The organism is Variovorax guangxiensis (assembly GCF_003952165.1).
Lineage (GTDB): Bacteria > Pseudomonadota > Gammaproteobacteria > Burkholderiales > Burkholderiaceae_C > Variovorax > Variovorax guangxiensis.
In genome coordinates, this window is the sequence record NZ_RXFT01000008.1 from 231,976 (window position 1) to 253,888 (window position 21,913).

Annotated in this window: 11 protein-coding genes; 4 read left to right on the forward strand and 7 right to left on the reverse strand. The window is 67.9% G+C overall.

The window, feature by feature from the left end; genetic code table 11:
- Nucleotides 1–136: 136 nt before the first annotated feature.
- Genes EJP67_RS20030 through EJP67_RS20040 form a run of 3 tightly spaced genes read left to right on the forward strand, consistent with a single transcriptional unit; the run spans nt 137 to nt 8,258 of the window.
- Entirely contained in the window at nt 137–820 is a 684-nt protein-coding gene (locus EJP67_RS20030) for a response regulator (protein WP_126023449.1), read from the forward strand.
- A 2-nt stretch (nt 821–822) separates the two neighbouring features.
- Nucleotides 823–2,592: a hybrid sensor histidine kinase/response regulator gene (locus tag EJP67_RS20035; protein ID WP_126023450.1), complete on the forward strand. Its 1,770-nt coding sequence runs from the start codon at nt 823–825 to the stop codon at nt 2,590–2,592.
- A 29-nt stretch (nt 2,593–2,621) separates the two neighbouring features.
- Nucleotides 2,622–8,258 carry an alkaline phosphatase D family protein gene (locus EJP67_RS20040; RefSeq protein ID WP_126023451.1) on the forward strand — a complete coding sequence of 1,879 codons (5,637 nt, stop codon included), beginning with the start codon at nt 2,622–2,624 and terminating at the stop codon, nt 8,256–8,258.
- Nucleotides 8,259–8,310: 52 nt separating this feature from the next.
- Here the strand turns inward: EJP67_RS20040 and EJP67_RS20045 are convergent, their stop codons facing one another.
- The 5 genes from EJP67_RS20045 to EJP67_RS20065 all read right to left on the reverse strand — a co-directional run bounded on the left by EJP67_RS20045 (nt 8,311) and on the right by EJP67_RS20065 (nt 18,344).
- The gene (locus EJP67_RS20045; RefSeq protein WP_126023452.1) at nt 8,311–9,639 is read right to left on the reverse strand and encodes a TolC family outer membrane protein; all 1,329 of its coding nucleotides are present in this window, start codon (nt 9,637–9,639) and stop codon (nt 8,311–8,313) included.
- 3 nt (nt 9,640–9,642) lie between these two features.
- Entirely contained in the window at nt 9,643–11,010 is a 1,368-nt protein-coding gene (locus EJP67_RS20050) for an HlyD family type I secretion periplasmic adaptor subunit (RefSeq protein WP_126023453.1), read from the reverse strand.
- A gap of 44 nt (nt 11,011–11,054) precedes the next feature.
- A complete protein-coding gene (locus tag EJP67_RS20055; RefSeq protein WP_126023454.1) occupies nt 11,055–12,785 on the reverse strand; it encodes a type I secretion system permease/ATPase in 1,731 nt (576 codons plus the stop codon).
- Nucleotides 12,782–14,575 carry a type I secretion system permease/ATPase gene (locus EJP67_RS20060; RefSeq protein ID WP_126023538.1) on the reverse strand — a complete coding sequence of 598 codons (1,794 nt, stop codon included), beginning with the start codon at nt 14,573–14,575 and terminating at the stop codon, nt 12,782–12,784. The genes EJP67_RS20055 and EJP67_RS20060 overlap by 4 nt, the downstream gene beginning before the upstream one ends.
- An 88-nt stretch (nt 14,576–14,663) precedes the next feature.
- A complete protein-coding gene (locus EJP67_RS20065) occupies nt 14,664–18,344 on the reverse strand; it encodes a DUF5801 repeats-in-toxin domain-containing protein (protein ID WP_126023455.1) in 3,681 nt (1,226 codons plus the stop codon).
- A gap of 563 nt (nt 18,345–18,907) precedes the next feature.
- Between EJP67_RS20065 and EJP67_RS20070 the strand changes: the two genes are divergently transcribed.
- Nucleotides 18,908–19,468: a LuxR C-terminal-related transcriptional regulator gene (locus EJP67_RS20070; protein ID WP_165909659.1), complete on the forward strand. Its 561-nt coding sequence runs from the start codon at nt 18,908–18,910 to the stop codon at nt 19,466–19,468.
- Between the two features lie 30 nt (nt 19,469–19,498).
- Here EJP67_RS20070 and EJP67_RS20075 read toward each other — a convergent pair whose 3' ends face one another.
- Together EJP67_RS20075 and EJP67_RS20080 are read right to left on the reverse strand one after the other, a co-directional pair.
- Nucleotides 19,499–20,896 (reverse strand): class II fumarate hydratase, encoded by a 1,398-nt coding sequence (locus tag EJP67_RS20075; protein ID WP_126023457.1) that lies wholly within the window; start codon nt 20,894–20,896, stop codon nt 19,499–19,501.
- Nucleotides 20,897–20,901: 5 nt separating this feature from the next.
- Nucleotides 20,902–21,891 (reverse strand): tripartite tricarboxylate transporter substrate binding protein BugD, encoded by a 990-nt coding sequence (locus EJP67_RS20080; RefSeq protein WP_126023458.1) that lies wholly within the window; start codon nt 21,889–21,891, stop codon nt 20,902–20,904.
- Between the last annotated feature and the right edge of the window lie 22 nt (nt 21,892–21,913).

The following is a 21,913-nucleotide window of genomic DNA, read 5'->3' on the forward strand; positions in this document are numbered from 1 at the left end:
GCGCCTAGTCTCCGGCGCGGTGCCGGCGTGGCCATCCGACTAGGCCGTTGGTGTAGGTGCGCGCACTCGCTTATTGGGTTGCTTTGCGCTAACCTGCATTCAGGACGGGGAGAGCCACCGTAGACGCGAGGTCTGTATGAAGGTTCTTCTGGTCGACGACCACGAGATCGTCTGGAACGGCACCCGACTCCTGCTGGAGCGAATGGCCGCCGAGATCGAACCCGGCCGTCCCTTTCATTTCGAAGCGGTGCGGGACGCCGAGGAGGCTTGCCAGCTGGACCCCGCCGGTGTCGACCTGCTGCTGCTCGACTACCACCTGCCCCGACTCTCCGGGCTCGCCGCGCTCAAGGCCGTGAAGGCGCACTTCGAGGCCGCGCCCGTGTGCATGCAATCGGCGGAAAGCTCGCCGCAGCGCGTGCGCGAGGTCATCGAGGCCGGCGCGGCCGGCTTCATTCCCAAGTCGTACCGGCTCGAGGACATGGAGGCCGCCCTGCGGGTGGTGCTGCGCCACCGGATCTACCTGCCGGCCGAGTTCGTGCTGGCCGACGACGTGACCCGCGCGCGCGACCCCGACGAGCTGCCGCGCGAGGATCTGGCCGGCTTCCTGCGCGTCGAGCTGTCGCCGCGCCAGCGCCAGGTGCTGGCGCTGGCGATGCGGGGCATGCCGGTCAAGCTGATCGCGCGCCAACTGCTGATCGCCGAGGGCACCGTGAAGGTGCACCTGTCGATGGTCTACCGCGCGCTTGGCGCGCGAAACCGCACCGATGCCATGTGCCGCGTCTTCGACGCGCAGGCGGCATGGGCGCTCGAGGCCGCCTGAACATGCCGGCCGCGCCCGACGAACTGGACGAACGGCGCCTGCAGGTGGTCGCCGAGCAGGCCGTGGGGTTGCGCTGGCAGATCCTGCTCACCGCCGTCGTCGTTGCGGCCATCGTCTGGCGCGACGTTCCGGCGCCTTGGGTGCTCGGCTGGTTCGCGGCGGTGATCGCCAGCCGCGAGTGGCGTGCCGCCGCGCTCGCGCGCATGGCCGCCGACCGGGCGCGCCCGATCGCCGCGCGGCTGCGCGCCACCGTTCGCTGGAACGTGCTGATCGGCGCCTGCAATGGCTCCGCGGCGCTGTTCATGACACGGCTCGATCCGACGCTGGATGCGGTCCTCACGATGATCCTTGTGTCCTGGGGCGCGGGCGCCGTTTCCACCAGCGCGACCGTGATGCCCGCCTTCCTGGCCTACGCGGGGCTGCTCTTCGTGCCCACGGCGGCCATGTGGCTGATGGCCGGCGGCTGGCTCGGCTGGGGCGTGGGTGCGCTGGTGCTGATGTTCTTCGGCGTGCAGACGCGCTTTGCCCGGCGCAACCTGCAGACCTTCGAGGAGTCGTTCGGCATCCGCGCGGAGAACCAGGCGCTGGCCACATCGCTGGAGTTCGAGCGCGCGCAGCTCGCCATCGCCCGCGATCAGGCGGTGCGCGCCAACAACGACAAGAGCCGCTTCCTGGCCGGTGCCAGCCACGACCTGCGCCAGCCCCTGCAGGCGATGGCGCTCAACGTGGGGGCGCTGCGGCACGTGGCGATGGCGCCCGATGCGCGCGCGATCGTCGAAGTGGTCGACAGCAGCCTGGAGCAGTTGCGCGCCATGCTCGATGCCTTGCTCGACGTCTCGAAACTCGATGCCGGCGTGGTGGTGGCCCAGCCCCAGCCCGTGCGGATCGACCGGCTGCTGACGGCCGTGATGGCCAGCTTCGGCGCCGCGGCGGCGGCGCGCCAGATCGGCCTGCACACCACCTGCCCGCCCGGCCTGGAGGTGCGCACCGACCCCGACCTGCTGCGCCGCATGTTGGCCAATCTCGTCGACAACGCGATCAAGTTCTCGCCTGCGCAAGGGCAGGTCGTGGTGCGGGCCTGCACGCGGGATGCACCGGACGCCGAGGTCGAGCTGACCGTGCAGGACAGCGGCCCCGGCATCGCACCCGAGAACCATCGGATCGTGTTCGAGGACCTGGTGCAACTCCACGCGACGGGCCCCGGCGCCGCGCTCGCTGCGACCACCGCGGGGCATGGCCTCGGCCTGGGCATCGTGCGGCGGATGGCCGAGTTGCTGGACGTGCCGGTGGAGCTCGAATCCAGCCTCGGCGCGGGTGCCTGCTTTCGCCTGCGGCTGCCGCGCGCCTCAACCGCCGGCGCCGAATGCTTCGAGGGTGACGGCGCAGGTTCGCAGTGGAGCCTGGCCGGGCGCTGCGTGCTGGTGCTGGAGGACGACCCGATGGTGCGCGGCGCCTACCTCAACGCTTTGGGAGCGATGGGCTGCCGCGTGCTCCCGGCCGCCACGCTGGACGAAGCGCTGGGGCACATCGACGAGCCCGACGCGGTGGTGGTCGACTGCCGGCTCGGCGACGGCCTCTCGGGTTTCGATGCCGCCGAGCGCCTGCGCAAGCAGCGCCGCGCACAGCCCGCGCTGCCCGTCGTCATGGTCACGGCCGATACCGATCCGGCGGTGGTCGAGGCGGCACGGCGACAGGCGCTGCCGCTGCTGCGCAAGCCCGTCGATGACCAGCGGCTCGGCCGTGCATTGGCCGCGGCCATCGAAGGTTCCTGAATCCGCGACCGACCCGCGAGGAGTCGAACATGAACAATGGCGGCCACCACCATGACGATGCCCTGGGTGACCGCCTGCTCTCGGAGGGTGCTGAAGTGCTGGTGCGCGAGATCGTCGCGGCGCCGCCGGACGCGCTGCACTGCGAGGTGCTGGTCATCGGCAGCGGCTACGGCGGCGCGGTGGCGGCGGCACGGCTGGCGGGCGCGCTGCCGGTGAACGCACAGTCCGGCACCGCACCGGGCGGGCGACCGGTCAGGGTCTACGTGCTGGAGCGCGGCAGCGAATACCTGCCGGGCGAATTTCCGGCGACCTTTGCCGAGTTGCCGGGGCATGTGCGCTTCAGCATGCAGGACGGCAGGCCCGCGCGCGGCAACCCCTCGGGGCTGTTCGACCTGCGTCTGGGCGGCGATGTGAACGCGCTGCTCGGCAATGGGCTGGGCGGCGGGTCGCTCATCAACGCGGCGGTGATGGAGCGTGCAACGTCCGATGCCTTCGAGGGTGGCGCCTGGCCCACGGGCCTCGACCTCGCCGCGCTGGCGGATGGCTACGGCAAGGCCGAGGCCATGCTGGGCCTGGAACAGATCCCCGAGAGCGTCCCGAAGCTCGATTCCCTGCTGAAAGCCGGTGCGCGGCTGCACGCGGCGAGCGGCAAGGCCCACGTCGCGATCGCCTTCGCGGACGGCACGCGCACGCCGGCCCAGGTGGCGATGCACAGCTGCCTGCGCTGCGGCGACTGCGTGAGCGGCTGCAACCACCGTGCAAAGAAATCGCTGGACACCAACTACCTGGCGCTGGCCCATGCGCGGGGCGCGCGCCTGTTCACCGGCGGCACTGCGCACCGCATCGTGGCCCTGCCGGCGGGGGCCGGCTATGCGGTCGAGTTCTTCTTCACCGACCGGCGCAAGGCACGCACCGACAACACCCGGCCCTATGTGGTGCGCGCGCGGCGGGTGGTGGTGGCCGCGGGCACGCTGGGTTCCACCGAGCTGCTGCTGCGCTCCAGGGCCGCGGGCCTGCCCGTCTCGCAGGCGCTGGGCGCGGGCTTCTCCGCCAATGGCGACATGATCGCGGTGGCGGCCGCGCAAGACGACGAGGCGCTGTCCTGCGCGGCTGAAGGCGACGCACCGGCGCAGCGCGGCGTCGGGCCGACCATCACCGGGCTGCTGCGCACCCGCGCGAAGCAGGGCGAGCGCCCGCTGGTGATCGAGGAGTTCGCCATTCCCGCGCCGCTGCGCCGCCTGCTCGCCGAGGTGGTGAGCACCACGGACGCCCTGCAGGCGCTCGCGCGCATGGACCTCGACCTTCACGCGCCGGACGAGGGGCGCGATCCGCTGGCCGTGGACGACGACATGCTGCGCCGCACGCCGGTCTACGGAATGATGGGCGACGACGGCGCCGCCGGCACCATCGAACCGGTCGGCCATGGCGGCAGCGATGCGGTGCTGGCCGACGCACAGGTGCGCGTCGCGTGGAACAAGGTCGCGGCCCTGCCGGTGTTCGCGGCGCAGACGCGTGCGCTGCATGTGGCTCACGACGGCGCCGGCGGGCTCGGCGGACGCGTGCTGCCCAACCCGCTCTGGAATCCGCTCCCGCCGTTTCGCAGCCTCGAGTCGCTGGTGGACGCGGCGGGCTCGGTGTTCACGGTGCACCCGCTGGGCGGCTGCCGCATGGCCGACGGGCGCGAGCGCGGCGTGGTCGACGGCTGGGGCCGCGTCCACGACGGCGGCGCTGCTGCCGGTGCCGCCGCGCTGCTGCCCGGCCTGGCGGTGCTCGACGGCTCCATCGTGCCGGTGTCGCTCGGCATCAATCCCTCGCTCACCATCGCGGCACTGGCCGAGCGCGCAGTGCCGGTGCTGGCCGCGGACTGGGGCCTGGCGCTGGCCGATTCGCCGCAGCCCCCGGCATCGGAGCGCCCGTTGCGCCGCGACCTGACCCGACCCCGCGCACCCGCGCCCACGCGCGTCTCCCTGCGCGAGCGGATGACGGGCCGGGTGCACATCGACGGCCAGGACTTCGCGTTGAGCGCCGAGGTGGAATTCGAGCCCTTCGACGTACCGGCCCTGCGCGCGGCGCCGCGCGCGCTGGCGCAGCCGATGGTGGTGCTGCGGTTCGGCAAGGGCGACGACGCGCCCGTCGCGCATTGCACCGGCACCGCATCGATGCTGGTGCGCGAGAAGAGCGACAGCATCGAACGCATCCTGCGCAGCCACGCGCTGGCGCGCAAGAAGCTGCAGGCGCTGGCGGAGGTGCTGCTGCCTTCGCGCGCGGCCATGGCGGGCCCGAACGGCGGCAACGGCGACGACGAGGGCGAAGAAGGCCTTGCCTTCGACGGCCCGGTCATGGCCGACCTGATGGCGCTGTGCTCGCACCTGGGGCAGGCGCGCCTCATCGAATATGACTGGACGGTGGCGCGGGTGGAGCACGGCGCGCCGCTGAAGGAGGGCGACCGGCTGCGCCTCACCAAGCGCATCGCATTCGTCGAGGGCGGCAACCCATGGCGGCAGCTGAGCGAGGGCGAACTGAAGCGGATCGGCCCCCTCGGTGAAGAGCCGCTGGGCCGGATGGTGCTGGACCCTTCCTACTTCGTCGAGAAGCTCCAGCCGCTGCTGCGCGTGGAACATCAGCAGGACATGCCCAACCAGCTGGGCGACCTGGCCGAGCTGGCGCTGTGGGTGCTGCGCATCGTGCTGCACATTCACCTGTTGCACTTCGTGCCGCCGCCCGATTCGCCAAAGCGCGACTGGGAGCGGCTGCCCGGCGAGGTGCATGGCATACGGCCCGAGCCGGTCGAGCTCGACACCGCCGCCGGCCCGGGCAGCGCGCCGCCGCGGCTGCTGTCGCGCTACCGCCCGCCGGCGCGCCGCGCGGGCACGCGGCCCGTGATGCTGATCCATGGCTACGGGGCCAGCGGTTCCACCTTCGCGCACAAGAGCATTCCCGGCAACCTGGTGCACAGCCTGCTCGCGGCCGGGCGCGAAGTCTGGGTGCTCGACCTGCGCACCAGCATCGGCTTCTCGTGCCGGCCGCGGCCCTACTGGTCGTTCGACGAAGTGGCGCAGGCCGACATTCCGGACGCATTGCGCACCGTGCAGGCGGCATACGCCACGCCCGACGAAGCGGCGCCTGTCCAGGTCGACGTGGTGGCGCACTGCATCGGCGCCGCCATGTTCAGCGTGGCGGTGCTGCGCCTGCCGGAGTTGCACGCGTCCATCGGTGCCGTGGTGCTGTCGCAGGTGGGGCCGCTGCTGCGCGCCACGGCCTTCAACCGCTTCCGGGGCTATGTGGCGGGCTACCTGCAGCAGTTCATCGGCATCGACGAGTTCGACACGCGGCCCGTGCTGACGCACATGAAGCGCCTGCTGGTCGACGGCCTGCTGGCGACATTTCCCTATCCCGACGACGACGGGGAGGCGCAGCGCCTGCGCGAGGCACCGGGCTTCGCGGCAGTGCGGCACAGGGCCGATGCCATCTTCGGCCAGACCATGCGGCTGCACAACATCGGCAAGGACACGCTCGACGCGCTCGATTCGATCTACGGCTTCGTGAAGCTGAGGGGCCTTGCCCAGGTCGGCAACTACGTCCGCGAAGAGGTGCTGACCGATGCCGGCGGACAGGGCCACGCGGTCGGTTTCGAACTGCTCGGCGAGCGCTTCGGCTTCCCGGTGTTCATGCTGCACGGGCAGCGCAACGCGGTGTTCGACTGGCGCGGCTCGTACGAGAGCTTCTGGCTCCTGAAGCGCGTGTTCGGCAAGGACGGCGGCCTGTCGCGGGAGCCGCCCGAGCTGCCGGACCCGTCGAACGCCCCGAACGCCTCGAACCCTGCCGGGGAGAACCTCTTCCTCGGCGAAGGCACCCCGCACCAGCTGCTGGTGCTCGGCGCCTACGGCCACCAGGACACGCTGATCGGCGAGAAGGCCTGCAGCGACGTGTTCCCGCACATCGTGAGGTTCTTCGAGGCCTTCGACAGGAAGCCCGGCCCCGACACGCCGGTGCCGCCCGACTGGCGGGCCAGCCTGCCGTGGACCGGCCCGTGGCTCGGCCATGCGAGCCGCGTGGCAGGCAACGAGGGCCGGCTGCATTGCCGGCTGGCGCTGCGCCCGCCGCCCGCGCATGTGTCGGCGCGCGCCGTGGTCTTCGTGCCCGCGTGGCGCCGGGGCGGGCGATGGTGCTTCGACTTCGCATGGATGGTGGGACTGCAGACCACGCGCGAGAAACTCCTGCAGGAGGCGGTGGAAGTCGATCTCTTCGACGACCGGCTCGACGAGTACCAGGGCTTCGCGGTGCTCACGGCGCACGACGACCTGCCCATTGCGCGCGGCCCTGTCGATGTGCTGGGCAGGCGGCTGGCGGGCGGGCTGTTCGCGCTGCCGCAGGACGAGCCGATCGAGCCCGTTCGCCGCCAGGTGATGCAGACGCTGGACGCGGCGACCGACGCGCAGCGCGAGCGTGCCGTGGTGCGCCTCGACCCCGCATGGATGGGCGCCGTGCAGCGCGAGGACGAGCCCGCGCAGGCCTCGCTGTGCTTCGCGCTCGCCAGTTGCCAGTACGTGCCGGGCCTGGTCGACCGCGTGCCCGCACAGGCGTCGTACCGGCGGCTCGCGCGGCGGCTCGAGGTACTCGCGCCGCCGCACAAGCCGCAACTGCTGGTGCTGGCCGGCGACCAGGTGTATGTCGACCAGACTGCGGGGCTCTTCGTGCCGGCGGGCGGCGACGACGTCGGCCAGGCCTATGCGCTCACCTTCAGGTTGGAGGCGCTGCGCCAGGTGATGGCCTCGCTGCCGACCTATCCGCTGCTCGACGATCATGAGGTGATGGACGACTGGGAGCCGGGCCCCGACCCCTATGGAACGCCGGCCGTGCGCGCCGCGCTCGACGGCTACTTCTCGCAGCAGCACAAGCTGGTGCGCGACATGGGCCGGCGACGCGACCAGCGTCCCTTCGACTACAGCATTGCGCCGGCCGGCTTTCCGTTCTACATGCTCGACACGCGCAGCACGCGCCAGCAGCGGGTGCTGCGCACCGCCGGGCAAGCCGTGGCCAGTGCCGCGCCGCTGGAGCAGGCGGCGATCCGTACCGAAGCCGGCATGGCCGACCTGAGGAAGTGGCTCGAGGCCGCGCCCGCCGGGCTGCCCAAGTTCATCGTGTCGCCCGTGGCGCTGTTCCCGATGCCGCGCGCGGCCATCTTCGGCGACCCGGCGCAGCGCCTGGGGCTGGACGACTGGAGCGGCTACCCGGCCTCGCAGCGCGCGCTGCTCGAACTGCTGCGCGACATCAGCGCGCGCCACGTGGTGGTGCTGTCGGGCGACCGCCACATGTCGAGCGTGTCGAGCCTCTGGCTGCAGGCATCGGGCGGGCCCGTGGAGGTGATCTCGGTGGTGTCCTCGGGACTTTATGCACCCTGGACCTTCGTCAATGCGCGGCCCGACGCCTTCTGGCTCGACGGCCAGTTCGAACCCGGCGCCACCATGGTCACGGCGGCCGTGGGCATCGGCAACGGCTTCGCAGTGCTGCAGGTGGAGCGGGGCGCCACCGGCCATTGGCGGATCGGCGTCACCCTCGACCTGGACGACGGGCTCACGCAGTGCCACCGCGACCTCGATCCGGCCGGCGGCAGCGGCTGGACGGTGGAGGGACCGGCTCGCTTCGAGCGCGTCCAGCACGCCTAGTGGGTCTGGCGCCTGTGCGTCTCCGGCCTGCCGGTCCGGATCGCCGCCGCCGTCAGCGCGTGAGCCAGCCGTTGATCTCGTCGATGACTTCGGCCTTGTCGCCGCCCGAGAGCGCCTGCAACCGTATCCGCGACATCAGGTAGACGAAGCGAGCCTGAGCCAGATCGCGCTGCGCGGAGACCTTCTGCTGCTCCGCGTTCAGCACGTCGGGCAAGGTGCGGCTGCCGGCCTCGAACGAGCGCCGGTTCGAGATGACGACCTGCTCCGCGGAACGCACCGCCTGTTCGAGGGCCTTGACCCTCAGGATGCCTTCAGTCACGCCGCGGAATTCACGATGCAGCCGAACGCCGAGGTCGCGGCGCAAGGCTTCGAGGTCTTCTTCCGCCCGCTGCCGGCCTGCATGCGCCTGCCTCACGGTGGAACTCACATGGCCGCCCGAATACAGGGGAATGTTGAGTTGCAAGCCGATGGACCTGTTGCTGTAGCGGGTCTTGATGCTGGTGATGGTGTCGCTGTCGTTGCGGGACCATTGGGCGATGGCATCCAGCGTCGGATAGTGGCCCGCCCGCGCCTTCTCCAGCTCGTGCCTGGCCGCTTCCAACTGGGCGCCGAGCGACCGGAGTTCCGGGCTGTTGAGCCCGGCCTGCTCGATCCAGTCTTCCACCCGGTCGGGCGTCGGGCGCACGAGCCGCATCCGGAGCGGGTCCAGCGGCGCCAGCCCGTCGATCGGGCGGTTGACCAGGCTCTGGAGTTGCCTGCGCGTGAAGTCCAGGTTCTGGCGCGCCTCCAGTTCCTGCGCGACGTTGAGGTCGAGGGCCGCGCGTGCCTCGTCGATGTCGGTGCGCGTGCCGAAGCCTGCGCCGACCCGCTTCTGCGCGGCATCGAGCTGGGTCGTGTACGCCGTCTTTTGCGAGAGCACCAGCGCGAGATGCTCCTCGGCCAGCAGCGCCTCGAAATAGGCGCCGCTCACCCGAACGCCGACGTTCTGCAATTCGCGTTCGAGAACCGCCTCGGCATCGTCGACCTGGGCCTGCGCCTGACGGTAGTCGGCCATCTGGTACATGCGGAAGATGGGTTGCCTCAGGCTCAGCACTTCACTGCTGCTGGTGTAGCGCAGGTCGGACGTGACGAGTTGCCCTGATGCGTCGGGCGAAGTTCTTTCCAGCCAGTTCCGATGGCGCGAGACGCTCGCCGACAAGTTGGGAAGCAGTTGCGCGCGGGCCTGCGGCAGGCGTTCGCGCCGGGCGTCGGTGGCTGCCCGCACCGACCGGATCGTCGAGTCCTGTTCCAGCGCCGCCGCGTAGGCCTGGGACAAGTCGAGCGACCAGGCCGGCCCCCAGAGAAGACCGGCAGCGGCGAATGCCAGCACGTTCCTTTTCACGGGTCATTCTTCCGTCATGGAGGCCGCGACACGCTTGGTGAGCGGATGCAGCAGGTAGACGAGCAGAGAGCGTTCCCCTGTCTTGAAAACCACCTCGACCGGCATGCCCGGCTGCAGCGAACGCTTGCCCAGCTTCTTCAGGCCCTCCTGGGTCACCGCCACCCGCGCGAGGAAATAGCTCGCGTTGGTCTGGGGGTCCGTCAGCAGATCGCCGGAGACCGAAACCAGCTTGCCCTGCACCACGAGCTGCGGGGAATGGGCAAAGGTCGAGAAACGCACGTCCACCGGTATGCCGGCGTGGACGCGGTCGATCAGATGAGGCGGCACTCTCGTTTCGAGCAGCAGGGGCTCGTTGGCGGGCACCACATCCATCAGCTTCTGCCCGGGTGCGATCACGCCGCCCACGGTCTGTGCCACCAGTGCCACCACCTGGCCCGAAGCGGGCGAGCGGATCTCGGTGCGGCCCAGTTCGTCCCGCAGGGCGAGGAATTTCTCGAAGTCTCCCTGCACCTCGCGGCTGACTTCCGCCTGCTGCGTCTCCACTTCCTTGTGGTATTCCTGCTGCCTGGCGATGGCGCGCTGGCGAAGCTCCGCGACCGACCGCCGGGCCCGGCCCATGTTGCCGATGAGTTCGGCAATGAAGGTGCCCGATTCCGCGACCTGGCGTTCCATCTCCAGCTGGCGGTTGCGCGGGGCATACCCTTCGGCGACCATCTTGCGTGTCTGGGTCAGCTCCTCGTCGAGAAGCGAAAGCTGGGTCCGGCGGCTGCTCAGCATGCTTGCGTAAGCCTGGGACAAGGCCTGCTGGCCCTGGATGTTCTCCTCGATCGATTGCAGGTCGGCGCGCAAGGCGGCGCGGCGCGACCTGAGCAACTGCTCCTGGTTGAACATCTGCTGACGGATCAGCGGGTCCGTGGCAGCCGCCTGCAAGTCCGGATGGAAGTCGATGGCGTCCTGCCCGCCCTGTTCCGCCAGCAGCCGTCCTTGTATGGCGCGAAATCCCAGGTAACGCTGCCGCACGGTTTCGAAGCTCGCCCTGGCCGCGGCGTCGTCGAGCTTGAACAGCAGCTGGCCTTCCTGGACCTGATCGCCTTCGCCGACCCGCACCTCCTTGAGGATGCCTCCGGTCTGGTGCTGGACGGCCTTGCGCTTCGTGTCGATGGCGACCTGCCCCTGGCTCGGCACGCCCTCGTCCAGCGGAGCGAATGCGGCCCACAGCAGAAATCCGCCGAGTCCGGCGATCAGGGCCCACACGCCGATTCGCCCTGCGCGCCCGAACTCGTTTCCGGGGCCGTTGGCATCCTGCGACCGGTCGTCCTCCGCGGGCGAGGGGAGGGCAGTCACGTCTCTGAGAGGATTCGGTCTGGCCATCTGGAACTCCCTGCGACATGAATCGGATGCAGGACGGCGCCGGATCAGGCCGACTGCACCAGGGCTGCCGGTCGCACGTCGGACCGGGGGCGGCGAAAAGACGCGAGCACGGCATCCCGTGGTCCGTCCGCAATCAACTCGGCATCGTTCAGAACCATGAGGCGGTCGGCCACTGCAACCGCGTCCTGGCGGTGGGTGATCAGGAACACCGTTTTTCCCTTGGCCTTCAATTCCCGTATGGCTCGCAGCAGCGCTGCTTCCCCGTCATCGTCCAGGTTGGCGTTCGGCTCATCGAGGACGATGAGTGACGGGTCGCCATAGAGCGCCCGGGCCAGTCCGATTCGCTGCCTCTGTCCTCCGGAAAGCCGATGGCCCGCGTCGCCGATGGGGGTGTCGTAGCCCTTGGGAAAGCGCAGGATCGTCTCGTGCAGGCCGGCGCTGCATGCGGCCTCGATGACCTTGCGCGAGTCGACCTTGCCGAGCCGCGCGATGTTCTCGGCGATGGAGCCCCCGAACAGTTCGATGTCCTGCGGCAGATAGCCGAGATGCGGACCCAGTTCGAGTCGGTTCCAGCCCCGGACCGGCACGCCGTCGAGCAGCACCGCGCCGCGGGATGCGGCCCAGATCCCGACCATGACTTTCACCAGCGTGGACTTGCCGGAACCGGATGGTCCCAATATCGCGACCACTGTTCCTGCGGGGACCGCAAACGAAATGTTCTTCAGGATGGGTGCCGCGCGCCCCGGGGCCTCTGCAAAGACGCCTTGAAGGCTGACCTCGCCGGTGGGGCCGGCCCGGGAAGGAGCAGGGGCCGGGGCCTGCCCGGGGAAATCGGCCAACAGCCTGTCGAGACGCCCGATTGCGGCGCGGCAGGAGACAAAGCCCCGCCACGCGCCGAGCAACTGGTCGATGGGCGCAAGGGCCCGGCCCATCAGCACATTCGCCGCGATCATGGCACCGGGCGACAACTGGCCATCGATCACCAGCAACGCACCCGCCCCCAATGCGAGCGACTGTTGGCTGTAGCGTATGAACTTGCTCCATCCGGCGACGCGATTGACGAGGCCATGCGCGGAAGCGCTCTTGTCCATGCAGGCCGCATGCTGGCGATTCCAGCGCCTTTGCAGATTGGCGACCATGCCCATCGATTCGAGCACCTCGACGTTGCGAAGCTTGTCCTGCAGGTCGCTCATCGAATCGCCCGATGCTTTCAGGGCCGCTTCCGATGGCGCGACGGTCTTCCTCTGTCCGAACCAGGCCAGTGCGGCCTGGACCAGGGCGAACCCGAGCGCCAGGACGCCGAGCCAGGGATGAAGAAAGAAGATCACCGCGATGTAGATCGGTGTCCAGGGTGCATCGAAGAGCGCGAAGACGCCCAGGCCGGTGAGGAACTGGCGGATCTGGTTCAGGTCAGCGAACGGCCTGGGTGCGATGGACGCCGACTGGCCGAGGTAGGCCTGGAAGCTCCCGTTGAACACCCGGGTGCTCAGTTGCCGGTCGAAGCGCAGGCTGGCCCTCACCAGCAGGCGCGAGCGCAACCATTCCGACAAGGCCAGCGCCGCGAAAAGGAGCAGCGTGATCAAGGACACCGCGAGCAGGGTCAGCTCACTCTGGCTGGCAAGCACGCGGTCGAATATCTGCAGCATGTAGATGGTCGGCGCGAGCATGAGCAGATTGGTCAGGAAGCTCAATGCTCCGACCAGCAGGAACTCTCTTCGGAACTCCCAGAGAGCGCGCCCCAGTTCGCTGCGGTTGAAGAACGAGGGTTTCTTCATGGCAGTGGATGCGCCTGAAGCGCGATGCTCGCGGCGTTGCCGGCATCGCGCCGCTTCGATGCGATGCCGCTTTCCATCTTGCGCAGTCGGTTCGCCGCCTGCTCGTTGGCCTGCCGCAGCGCGGCGAGCACCTCGTCACGCGGGCCGAACGCCTGCATCGTGCCGTCGCACAGCACCAGCATCTTGTCCGCCACGGCCAGCACGCTGGTGCGGTGCGTCATGACGACGAAGGTCGTGCCGCGCGCCTTGAGATTCAGGATGGTGCTTGCCAACGCTGCGTCGCCGGCCTCGTCGAGGCTCGAGTTCGGTTCATCGAGCACCACCAGCGAGGGCTCGTCATAGATTGCGCGCGCCAACGCGACCCGCTGCCGCTGCCCGCCCGACAGCACGGCGCCGTCATGGCCGATCGGGCTGTCGTAGCCCAATGGAAGGCTCGTGATGTACGAATGCAGGTCGACGGCCAATGCCGCCGCCTTGACCTTGGAAGGCCGCACCTCTCCGAAGCGCGCGATGTTCTCGGCCAGTGTGCCGTCGAGCAATTCCACGTCCTGGGGCAGGTAGCCGATGTGCGGGCCGAGCTCGTTCTTGTCCCACGAGAACACGTCCGCGCCGTCCAGCCGCACCTTGCCGCTCGCTGCCGGCCAGAGGCCGACGATCAGGCGTGCCAGGGTCGTCTTTCCAGCGGCGGAAGGGCCCACGACGGCAAGCACTTCGCCGGGCGCCAGGGCGAAGTCCACGTTCTTCAGGATGGCCGGGCCGCTGCCCGGCGCGCCTGCCACGAGGCTTTCGACCTGCAGCGCGCCTTTGGGGGGCGGCAGCGACATCGTGTCCGGTCTCGGGCCGACGGCGCCCAACAGGCTGTCCAGGCGCTGCCATGCATCGCAGGCATTGACCACCGCGCGCCATTGCGTCACGAGCAGCACCAGCGGTGCCAGGGCACGGCCGCCAAGGATCGAACCTACAACCATCAGTCCGGCGTTGCCATTGAGCGGGTTCTTCAGCAGCAGGCAGGCACCGAGGCCGAGCAACAGGGAGCCCATGGTGACCTGCACGAACTTGCTGATGGCCTGGCAGGCCCCGGCACGGTCCGACGCCAGGGCTTCGCGCTGAAGGAAGTCGCGTCGCCTGCCCATCCAGCGGCGATGGACGTCCTTCAGCATGCCCATCGACTCGATGACTTGCGAGTTTCTCAGCGCGGCGTCCGCATACTGCTGCGCCTCGATCGCGCATCGATTGGCCGACATCAGCGCAGGCCGGGTGTTCCGGTCGTTGATCCAGCCAATGAACACCTGCAGCAGCGAGCCCACGACAGCCGACCAGCCCAGCACCGGGCTGATGGCGAACATCAGCCCCAGGAAGACCAGCGAAACCGGCGCTTCCATCAGTGCCAGCAACGGCGCCGAGTACAGGAATTCACGCAAGGTCCGGAGGTCGTTGAGCGGCTGCGCGGTCCCGCCCGGCAACCGCTTGAGACCCGCTTCGAAGACGGCGGCGAAGACGCGGTCGCGCATCTTCTGGTCCAGTTTCTGCCCGGCCTGGTACATCACTTCCGCGCGGGCCCAATCGAGTATTTCCATCAGGCAGCAGGCCGCCAGGACCAGCAATGTCAGCATGGCCAGCGTGAGCGTGCTGCGACTGTTCAAGACCCGTCCGTACACCTCCAGCATGTACCCGCTCGGAGCCAGCAGCAAAAGGCTGGAGCAGGCACTGAACCAGGCCGCCCGCACGAAGTAGGCGTGGAGCGTTGTCACCGCCTGCCGCAATTCGCCAGACTTTTCCTGAGGCTTCATACCACCTCGCAGGTTCGACATCGGTACGCCTGAACACAGGCCGGGTGAGAAGGGGCGGCGCTTTCGCCGACCCTTGCTCCAGAGCTCGTTACGCGATCGCTTCCGTCTGCTGGGTTGTGCCGATCAGGTTGGCCACGCCATCGATCTCCAGGTGGACGTCGAAGTTGAAGCCCGCGAAGTCGGTATCGCCGTCGATCACCTGACCCACGAAGTTCAGGTCCACGTCCGAATTGATCGTGGTCGACGTGATCACATCGATCTTGATGATCTTGAACACATCGTTGTCGGCCGTGTCGGCATAGTTCGACCCTGTGGCGGTCAGGTTCACCGTGTTGTGGCCGCTCAGGCTGATACCCGTGCCGGTGATTTCCTCTGTGCTGCTCAGGACCTGTACGCCCGTGATCTGGTAGTTGGCGCTGTCGTAGTCGTCCTCGCCGATGCTGACGACCTTCAGGCCTCCTCCGGCCGATTGGTAGTCCGCCGCGGAGTTGGCGATCAGCAGCCGGGTCGTGGTGGTGTTGTTCGACGCGTTGAACAGCTTCAGCAGGACAGCCACGTCCTCGCCATCCGTGATCTGATCGATCGTGATGTTGATCGCGTCGGCGTAGGCCGTGTCCGTGCCGACGATGGCCGCCCCGGGACGCTGCGGCGGACTCGTCAGGTTGGGGTTGCTCACCGGGTTCGACTTGTAGAAGTCGAAGTTCAGCAGCTCGCCGGACTGGACGGTATCGGAGTTCACCCCGAGGGTGTTGGTCGCGACGTTGACGAAGCCGGGACTCTCGCTGGTGAAGGTTTCGCCTGCCACGAACGCGTGGTTGTTGCCCGCCAGCAGATCGCCGGAGTCGCTCGGAGGATTGGAGGACCTGGCGGACAGCACGCCGAAGAAGTCGTTGCTGTATTGCTGGACCACGATCTCCGGCGAGTTGTTGCCTACGGTGTCGTAGTTGAAGGATGCCAGCGGCGCACTCGTGGAGAACGTCGTCTGTCCTCCGAAGACCTGGTCCAGGTCGAAGGAAAAGGTGCCGTCCGTCTTGTTGAAGACGACCGTGCCCGTTGCCGCCTGCGTTGTCGTCGACGTCGGCCCGGGGTAGTAGTTGAAGCTGAAGTTGTAGGTGACGGTCGTCGCGTCTTCGGCAAAGTGCGAGACGGTCGCATCGGTGATGGGGCGCCCGCCGCCGGTCGTTCCGCTCAGGCTGTTCAGCACGATGCCGTCGGTCGACGCGTTGTCCACGTCGTCGGCGCCGATGGAGAAGTTGTAGGTTCCCGCAATGGGCTGGGCGTCGTTCGCTCCGATGAGGTCGGAGATGGCCGTCACCGTCGGGCCGTCGTCGTCGAACCTGATGTTGGCGCCGATATTGAGCACCTTGGAGTCGCTGGCGGTGTCTCCATCGCCATCGGTGAGCGTCACGGCGTTGGTCAGGGTGATCAACGTGTCGGCCATCGTGGCCTGCTGGGCCGGGTAGTTCGACGAAGCACCCGGCAGCGCGTGATCGATCTCGGCAAACTGCTGCAGCGTCACCGAACCGGTTGTGCTCACCGCGACGTCGAAGATGGTGTTGCCCGCCGTGATGCCTGCTGCGCTGGCGGCAGTCGAGCCGATGACGTTCCCGCTCACCAGGTACAGCCTGATGGCTGCGCCCTCGCTCGTGAGTCCGGAAAGCCCGCCTTGCGTTGCCACGCCGAGCGCGAAGGTCGAGACGGTGGTGCCGGCCCCGTCGGCGCCATAGCCGCTCGACGTCACGCCGAAGGCGCTCGAGAAGTCCTGGGTGGCCGAGTCGGTGGCTGCCGCGATGGTCTGGGCGTCCTGCGTATTGAGCAGCGTTGTATCGGTGGGCGTCGCCAGCACGATGGACGGGCCGTCGTCGTCGAACTTGATGTTCGCGCCGATGTTGAGCAGCTTCGAGTCGCTGGCGGTGTCTGCATCGCGATCGGTCAGCGTCACGGCATTGGTCAGGGTGATCAGGTCGTCGGCCATCGTGGCCTGCTGGGCCGGGTAGTTCGATGAGGCACCCGGCAGTGCGTGGTCGATTTCGGCGAACTGCCGCAGCGTGACCGAACCGGCGGCGCTCACGGCCAGGTCGAAAATGGTGTTGGCCGCGGCGACGCCGGCTTCGGTGGCGGAAGTCGAGCCCAGGACCTTGCCGTTGAGCAGGTACAGATAGATGGTCGAGCCGTCGCTCTTGAGCCCGGAGTCTCCGCCCTGCGATTTCACGCCGAGCGCGAAGGTCGAGTCGGTGGTGCCGGCCCCGTCGGTGCCGAAGCTGCTCGAAGTCGTGCCGAAGGCCGTCGCGAAGTCCTGGGTGGCGGAGTCGGTGTTGGCTCCGATGGTGTCGGCGTCCTGCGTGTTGAGCAGCGCGGTGTCGGTGGGCGTCGCAAGCACGATGGACGGGCCGTCGTCTTCGAAGACCATCATGGAACCGACTTCCGCCGTTGCGCTGGAAACCTGCAGCAGCCTGAAGCCCCCGATGTCGAAGTCCGCGTGGGTGTTGCCCGAGGCATTGAGGGCCGCCCCGTTCTCGACGAGTACGCGGTTGTGGTCCGCCGACGTCGTGTACTCGATCGAGTAGCCGGCCTTGACGCCGGTGATCGTCGCGACGCCGTTGGTGATGCTGATGGCGATGGCCGAGCTCAGCGCGCCTTCGGCGCCGTTCGAGAAGGTTTCGAGAGCCGCCCCGGTGACGGAGTCGAGCACGCGCACGCTCGTGATCGACACCACCTGGTCGCCCGCATAGCCGTCGATGAAGCTGTTGCCGGACTCGACCGCCGTGCTGTACGCGGTGACCTTGACCTGGGCGCTCTTTCCGCTTTGCAGCTGCACGACGTCGAAGTCGGCGGTCCTCGCTCCGAACATGCCGGTGAAGTCGATGTTCGACTCCAGGTCGGCCTCGTTCTGGTCCAGGTTCGGAATGGTGACGTCCGCCCTGGCGCCGGTCACGAACGTGAAGCGGATGCCTTCCTGCTCGGTGATCATCTGGCTGTTGGTGCCGAACGTGGTCGGCCCGCCGGCCTGGCTGGTGTTGATCGTGTCGCCGGTCGTGATGTTGATGTCATCGGCGGTGCTGTTGGGATTGGGGCCCGACTGGTTTGCCGGGTCCTTTCCGGTCGCGATGATCGACACGTCGGAAATCCGGCCGTTGACGATCGTCGGGTTGCTCTTCGTGAACATCAGGAACAGGTTCTGGCCGGATGGCGCGTTCGCGAGGTTGAACTCCGTATCCTGGCTGACACTGACGAAGACCTTGTTGAGCAGGTTGACCGCGTCGTCGGGGTTGGCCGGATCGGGGTTCGATATCGCTTCGTACTGGACCATCCAGATCTTGGCGCCGGTTACCGGGCTTCCCGTTTCCTCCAGGTAGGCGGCGAACACGACGACATTGAGGGCGGTCTTTCCGTAGACGACGTTGTTGTTGGTCGTGTCGGTGAACAGGAAGATGTCTTCGCCGTCGGCGGTATTGAGACCGCTGTCGAAGCCATTGAGCGGAGCGCCGCCGGCGTCCGTGAAGGAAATATCGGTGACCGTGCCGGATATGCTGAATGTGAACGCGTTGGTGCCGGTGTTGGTTCCGTCATAGCCGCTCAGGGCGGCATTGATGGCGGTCCCGACGCTTTGGGCCGCCAGGCGGCTGCTGAACGCAGCCGGCAGCGAGCTTGCGGAAATGTCATTGTCGTTACTGTCGCCGGCAGCAGCGGGAGTAGCGGCAAGGTTCTGCAAATTGGCGGATTCGTCCAGAGTGACGGTCGAGCCGGCCGTCATATTTAGCGCGGGCATAAGCACTCCTTGGGTTGGAAAAATACGCCGACAGCAGATGCCGATGGATGTGCGTTCGCTGGCAATCGACCGGGTTCATGTATCAGCAGGAAGGGATGCTGAACCGCCCGGCAGCGCGTTGTCCATAGGATAAAAGTTGTCACCCAAAGGATGACGCGCGGGGCAGGACGCTTGCCCTCATGCTCTTAACCTTTTGATACCTTGCGAGGTTTGCGGACCTATCTGTACGAAGATGCGGTCTTTATCATTACCTTCCGGATACCTCCAAAACAAGCGCTTCGGAGGAAGCCATGGAAGAAGTTCCACTGCCGTCTGCGGGGCTGGAACCTGTGTGGAACGCGGATCCGCGGCCGTTCACGCAAGACTTCAGACCGCTGTCGCCATTTGCACCACCCGCGCTGTGGGCATCGGGCTGTTTGCAGCCAGCTGGCCTGGAGGCCCCAACTCATACCCCGTGCCCCGCGGTCGAAGTCCGTGTTCCGGTTCTCGTCGCAACCCTCCCGGGCCGCGCATCGACGCTGTCCGGGCTGGGCCTGTTGGCCTCGAGGTACCGGGCCGAGCGGATGTACCAGGTCGAGTATGCGGAGATGAACAGCATCTGCGACCTCGAAGCCCGCTGCCGGCAGCAGGCGCCTCGCTTGCTGCTGGTGGACACCGCGTTGATTGCGCCGGAGAGAGTCGACAAACTGGATGCCCTGCGCCGCCGTTTTCCGGCCACCGACTGGCTGCTCGGTTGGGAAGCGCCTTCCATGCCGGGGCTGGACGCCGCGATCCGGAGTCAGGCGCGCGGCTGTGTCGAGTGGACAGCGAGTGCAGAGCAGGTCGCGCAATCGCTGGATGCCGTGCTGGCGGGTACCCTGGGCTTCCCGGGGCCGGTGCTGCAGGCGCTGTATCTGTCCGTGCTGCGATTGAAGGCCGCCGGTGGGCGGCCGGCGGCCTGTGCGATATCGCCTGCAATCAGGCTGACCGCACGCGAGGACGAGGTGCTGTCGCTGATGTACCGGGACATGACCAACAAGCAGATCGCCGAGCGGCTCGGCATCAGCGTCAACACAGTCAAGAAGCACCTCGCCCATGTGTTCGCGAAGCAGGGGCAGCACAGCCGGCGCTGGCATCTCGCCTGATCCGTGGCAAGTGCCTCGGTTGAAGCGCCGCTAGCTCTTGCCTCTTGCCATGCGAATCGGATCGACCAGCCGGTCGTAGGCATCGGCATCCAGATAACCCAGCGCAATGGCCGCCTCGCGCGGCGGAATGCGGCGTTCCACTGCAGTGCGCGTGATGCGCGCCACCTTGTCGTAACCGAGCACGGGGTTGAGCGCCGTCACCGACAGCAGCGCATTGCCCAGGTTCGATTCGAGCCGGTCGCGATCGACATCGAGCCCTGCCACCAGCCTGTTCGCGAAGACGCGTGCGCTGTCCGCCAGCACGCGAATCGACTGCAGCACGTTGTGGATCAGCACCGGCTTTGCCACGTTGAGTTCGAAGTTGCCGGATGCGCCGGCCATCGTCACCGTCACGTGATTACCCGCAACCTGCATGGCCGCTTGGGCGACCACCTCCGCGATGGTCGGGTTGCGCTTGCCCGGCATGATCGACGAGGTCAGTCCGTCGTCCGGTATCACCAGCTCGCCGATGCCGCAGCGCGGGCCGGACCCCATCCAGCGGATGTCGTTGGCGATCTTCATCAGCGATGTGGCGACCACGTTCAATGCACCCGACAGTTCCACCAGCGCGTCGTGGCCCGACATGCCTTCGAACTTGCACGGATGAGGTGCGAATGGCAAGCCTGTGAGCCTGCCGATCTCCTCGCAGAAGAACGTGTCGAAGTTCTCCGGTGCATTGAGCCCCGTTCCCGCCGCCGTGCCGCCCTGGGCGAGCAGCAGGAGCCGTGGCAAGGCATCCTGCAGCCGCGAGATGCCGCTGGACACCTGCCATGCGAATGCCTCGAATGCCTGGCCCATCGTCATCGGCACGGCGTCCATCAGGTGCGTGCGGGCCACCTTCGCCGCACCGGCGAACGCGCGGGCGCGGTCTTCCAGCGCGTCTTTCAGAACGGTGAGCGATGGAATCAACCGCTTCGTCAATTCGGTCGCGGCGGCGATGTGCATCACGGTCGGAAAGCTGTCGTTCGACGACTGCGATGCATTCACATGGTCGTTCGGGTGCACCGGCGACTTCGTGCCCAACGGCTGCCCCAGCAGCTCGTTGGCCCGGTTCGCGATCACCTCGTTGGCATTCATGTTCGTCTGGGTGCCCGAGCCGGTCTGCCAGATCGTGAGCGGGAAGTGCTCGTCGAACAGGCCGCGAGACACTTCCCCGGCCGCGGCGGCGATGGTCCCGGCCAATGCCGCGTCGAGTGCGCCGCAGCGTGCGTTGGCTTTCGCAGCCGCGATCTTCTGCAGCCCGAATGCGTGCAGCAGGCAAGCCGGGAAGCGCTCCGTTCCCACTTCGAACACGCCGGCCGCGCGCTGCGTCTGAGCGCCCCAGTATCTGTCGACGGGAATCTCGACCGGCCCGAACGCGTCGTGCTCGATGCGGGTGGCGGCTGTCATGCGTGTCAATCCAGGGCGATGTTGGCCTTGGCCGCTACCGCCCTCCAGCGCGCCACCTCTGCCTCGGTGTGCTTGCCGAGTGCAGCGCCGGTGTATTGCTCGGCCGGCAGCATCTGGATCGCCTGCTCGGCGAGGCGATCGGTGAAGGTCTTGTCGCTCATCACCTTCAGGTAGGCCTGCTGCACCTTGTCGAGCACCGCCTGCGGCGTGCCCTTGGGCGAGTAGATGCCGTACCAGGTCGAGGCCTCGAAGCCGGGCAGCACCGTCTCGCTCAGCGTCGGCACGTCCTTCAGCTGCGGCAGCCGCACCTTCGAGGTCACGGCCAGCGCGCGCACCTTGGCTTCCTTGATCTGCGGCATGGCGGTGTTGGTCTGGTCGAAGATGCCGTCGACCTGTCCGCCGATCACATCGATCAGCGCCGGGCCGGCCCCCTTGTACGGAACCTGCGAGATCCTGATGCCGGCCGAGGCGGCGAACAGTGCCGCGATCAGGTGCGAGCTGGAACCCACGCCGGCATTGCTGATGAAGAGCTTGTCGGGATTGGCCTTGCCGAAGTCGACCAGCGCCTTGATGTCCTTCGCCGGGTGCTCCTTGCGCACCATGAGCACCAGCGGCGTGTCCGGGAAGCGGAACACCGGAGCGAAGTCCTTGACCGGGTCGTAGGCGAGCTTCTTGTACAGCGCCGGCGCGGCGCCCATGTAGCCCATGTGCCCGACCAGCATGGTGTAGCCGTCCGGAACAGCGCGAGATGCCTTCGCGGCGCCCACGGTGCCGCCGGCACCGGGCGCGTTGTCGATCACGATGGACTGGCCCAGTTCGCGCGCAACCCTTTCCGCGATGGCGCGCGCGAGTGCGTCCGTGGGGCCTCCCGCCGCGAAGGGAACGATCCAGGTCACGGGCCGTGACGGGTAGGTCTGCGCGCTCACGCCGTGCGCCGCGGCGGCAAAGCTCATGGCCAGCAGCGCGCGGGCGGCCAGCTTCCTGATGTCGATCATCTGTCTTGTCTCCTCGGGTTGG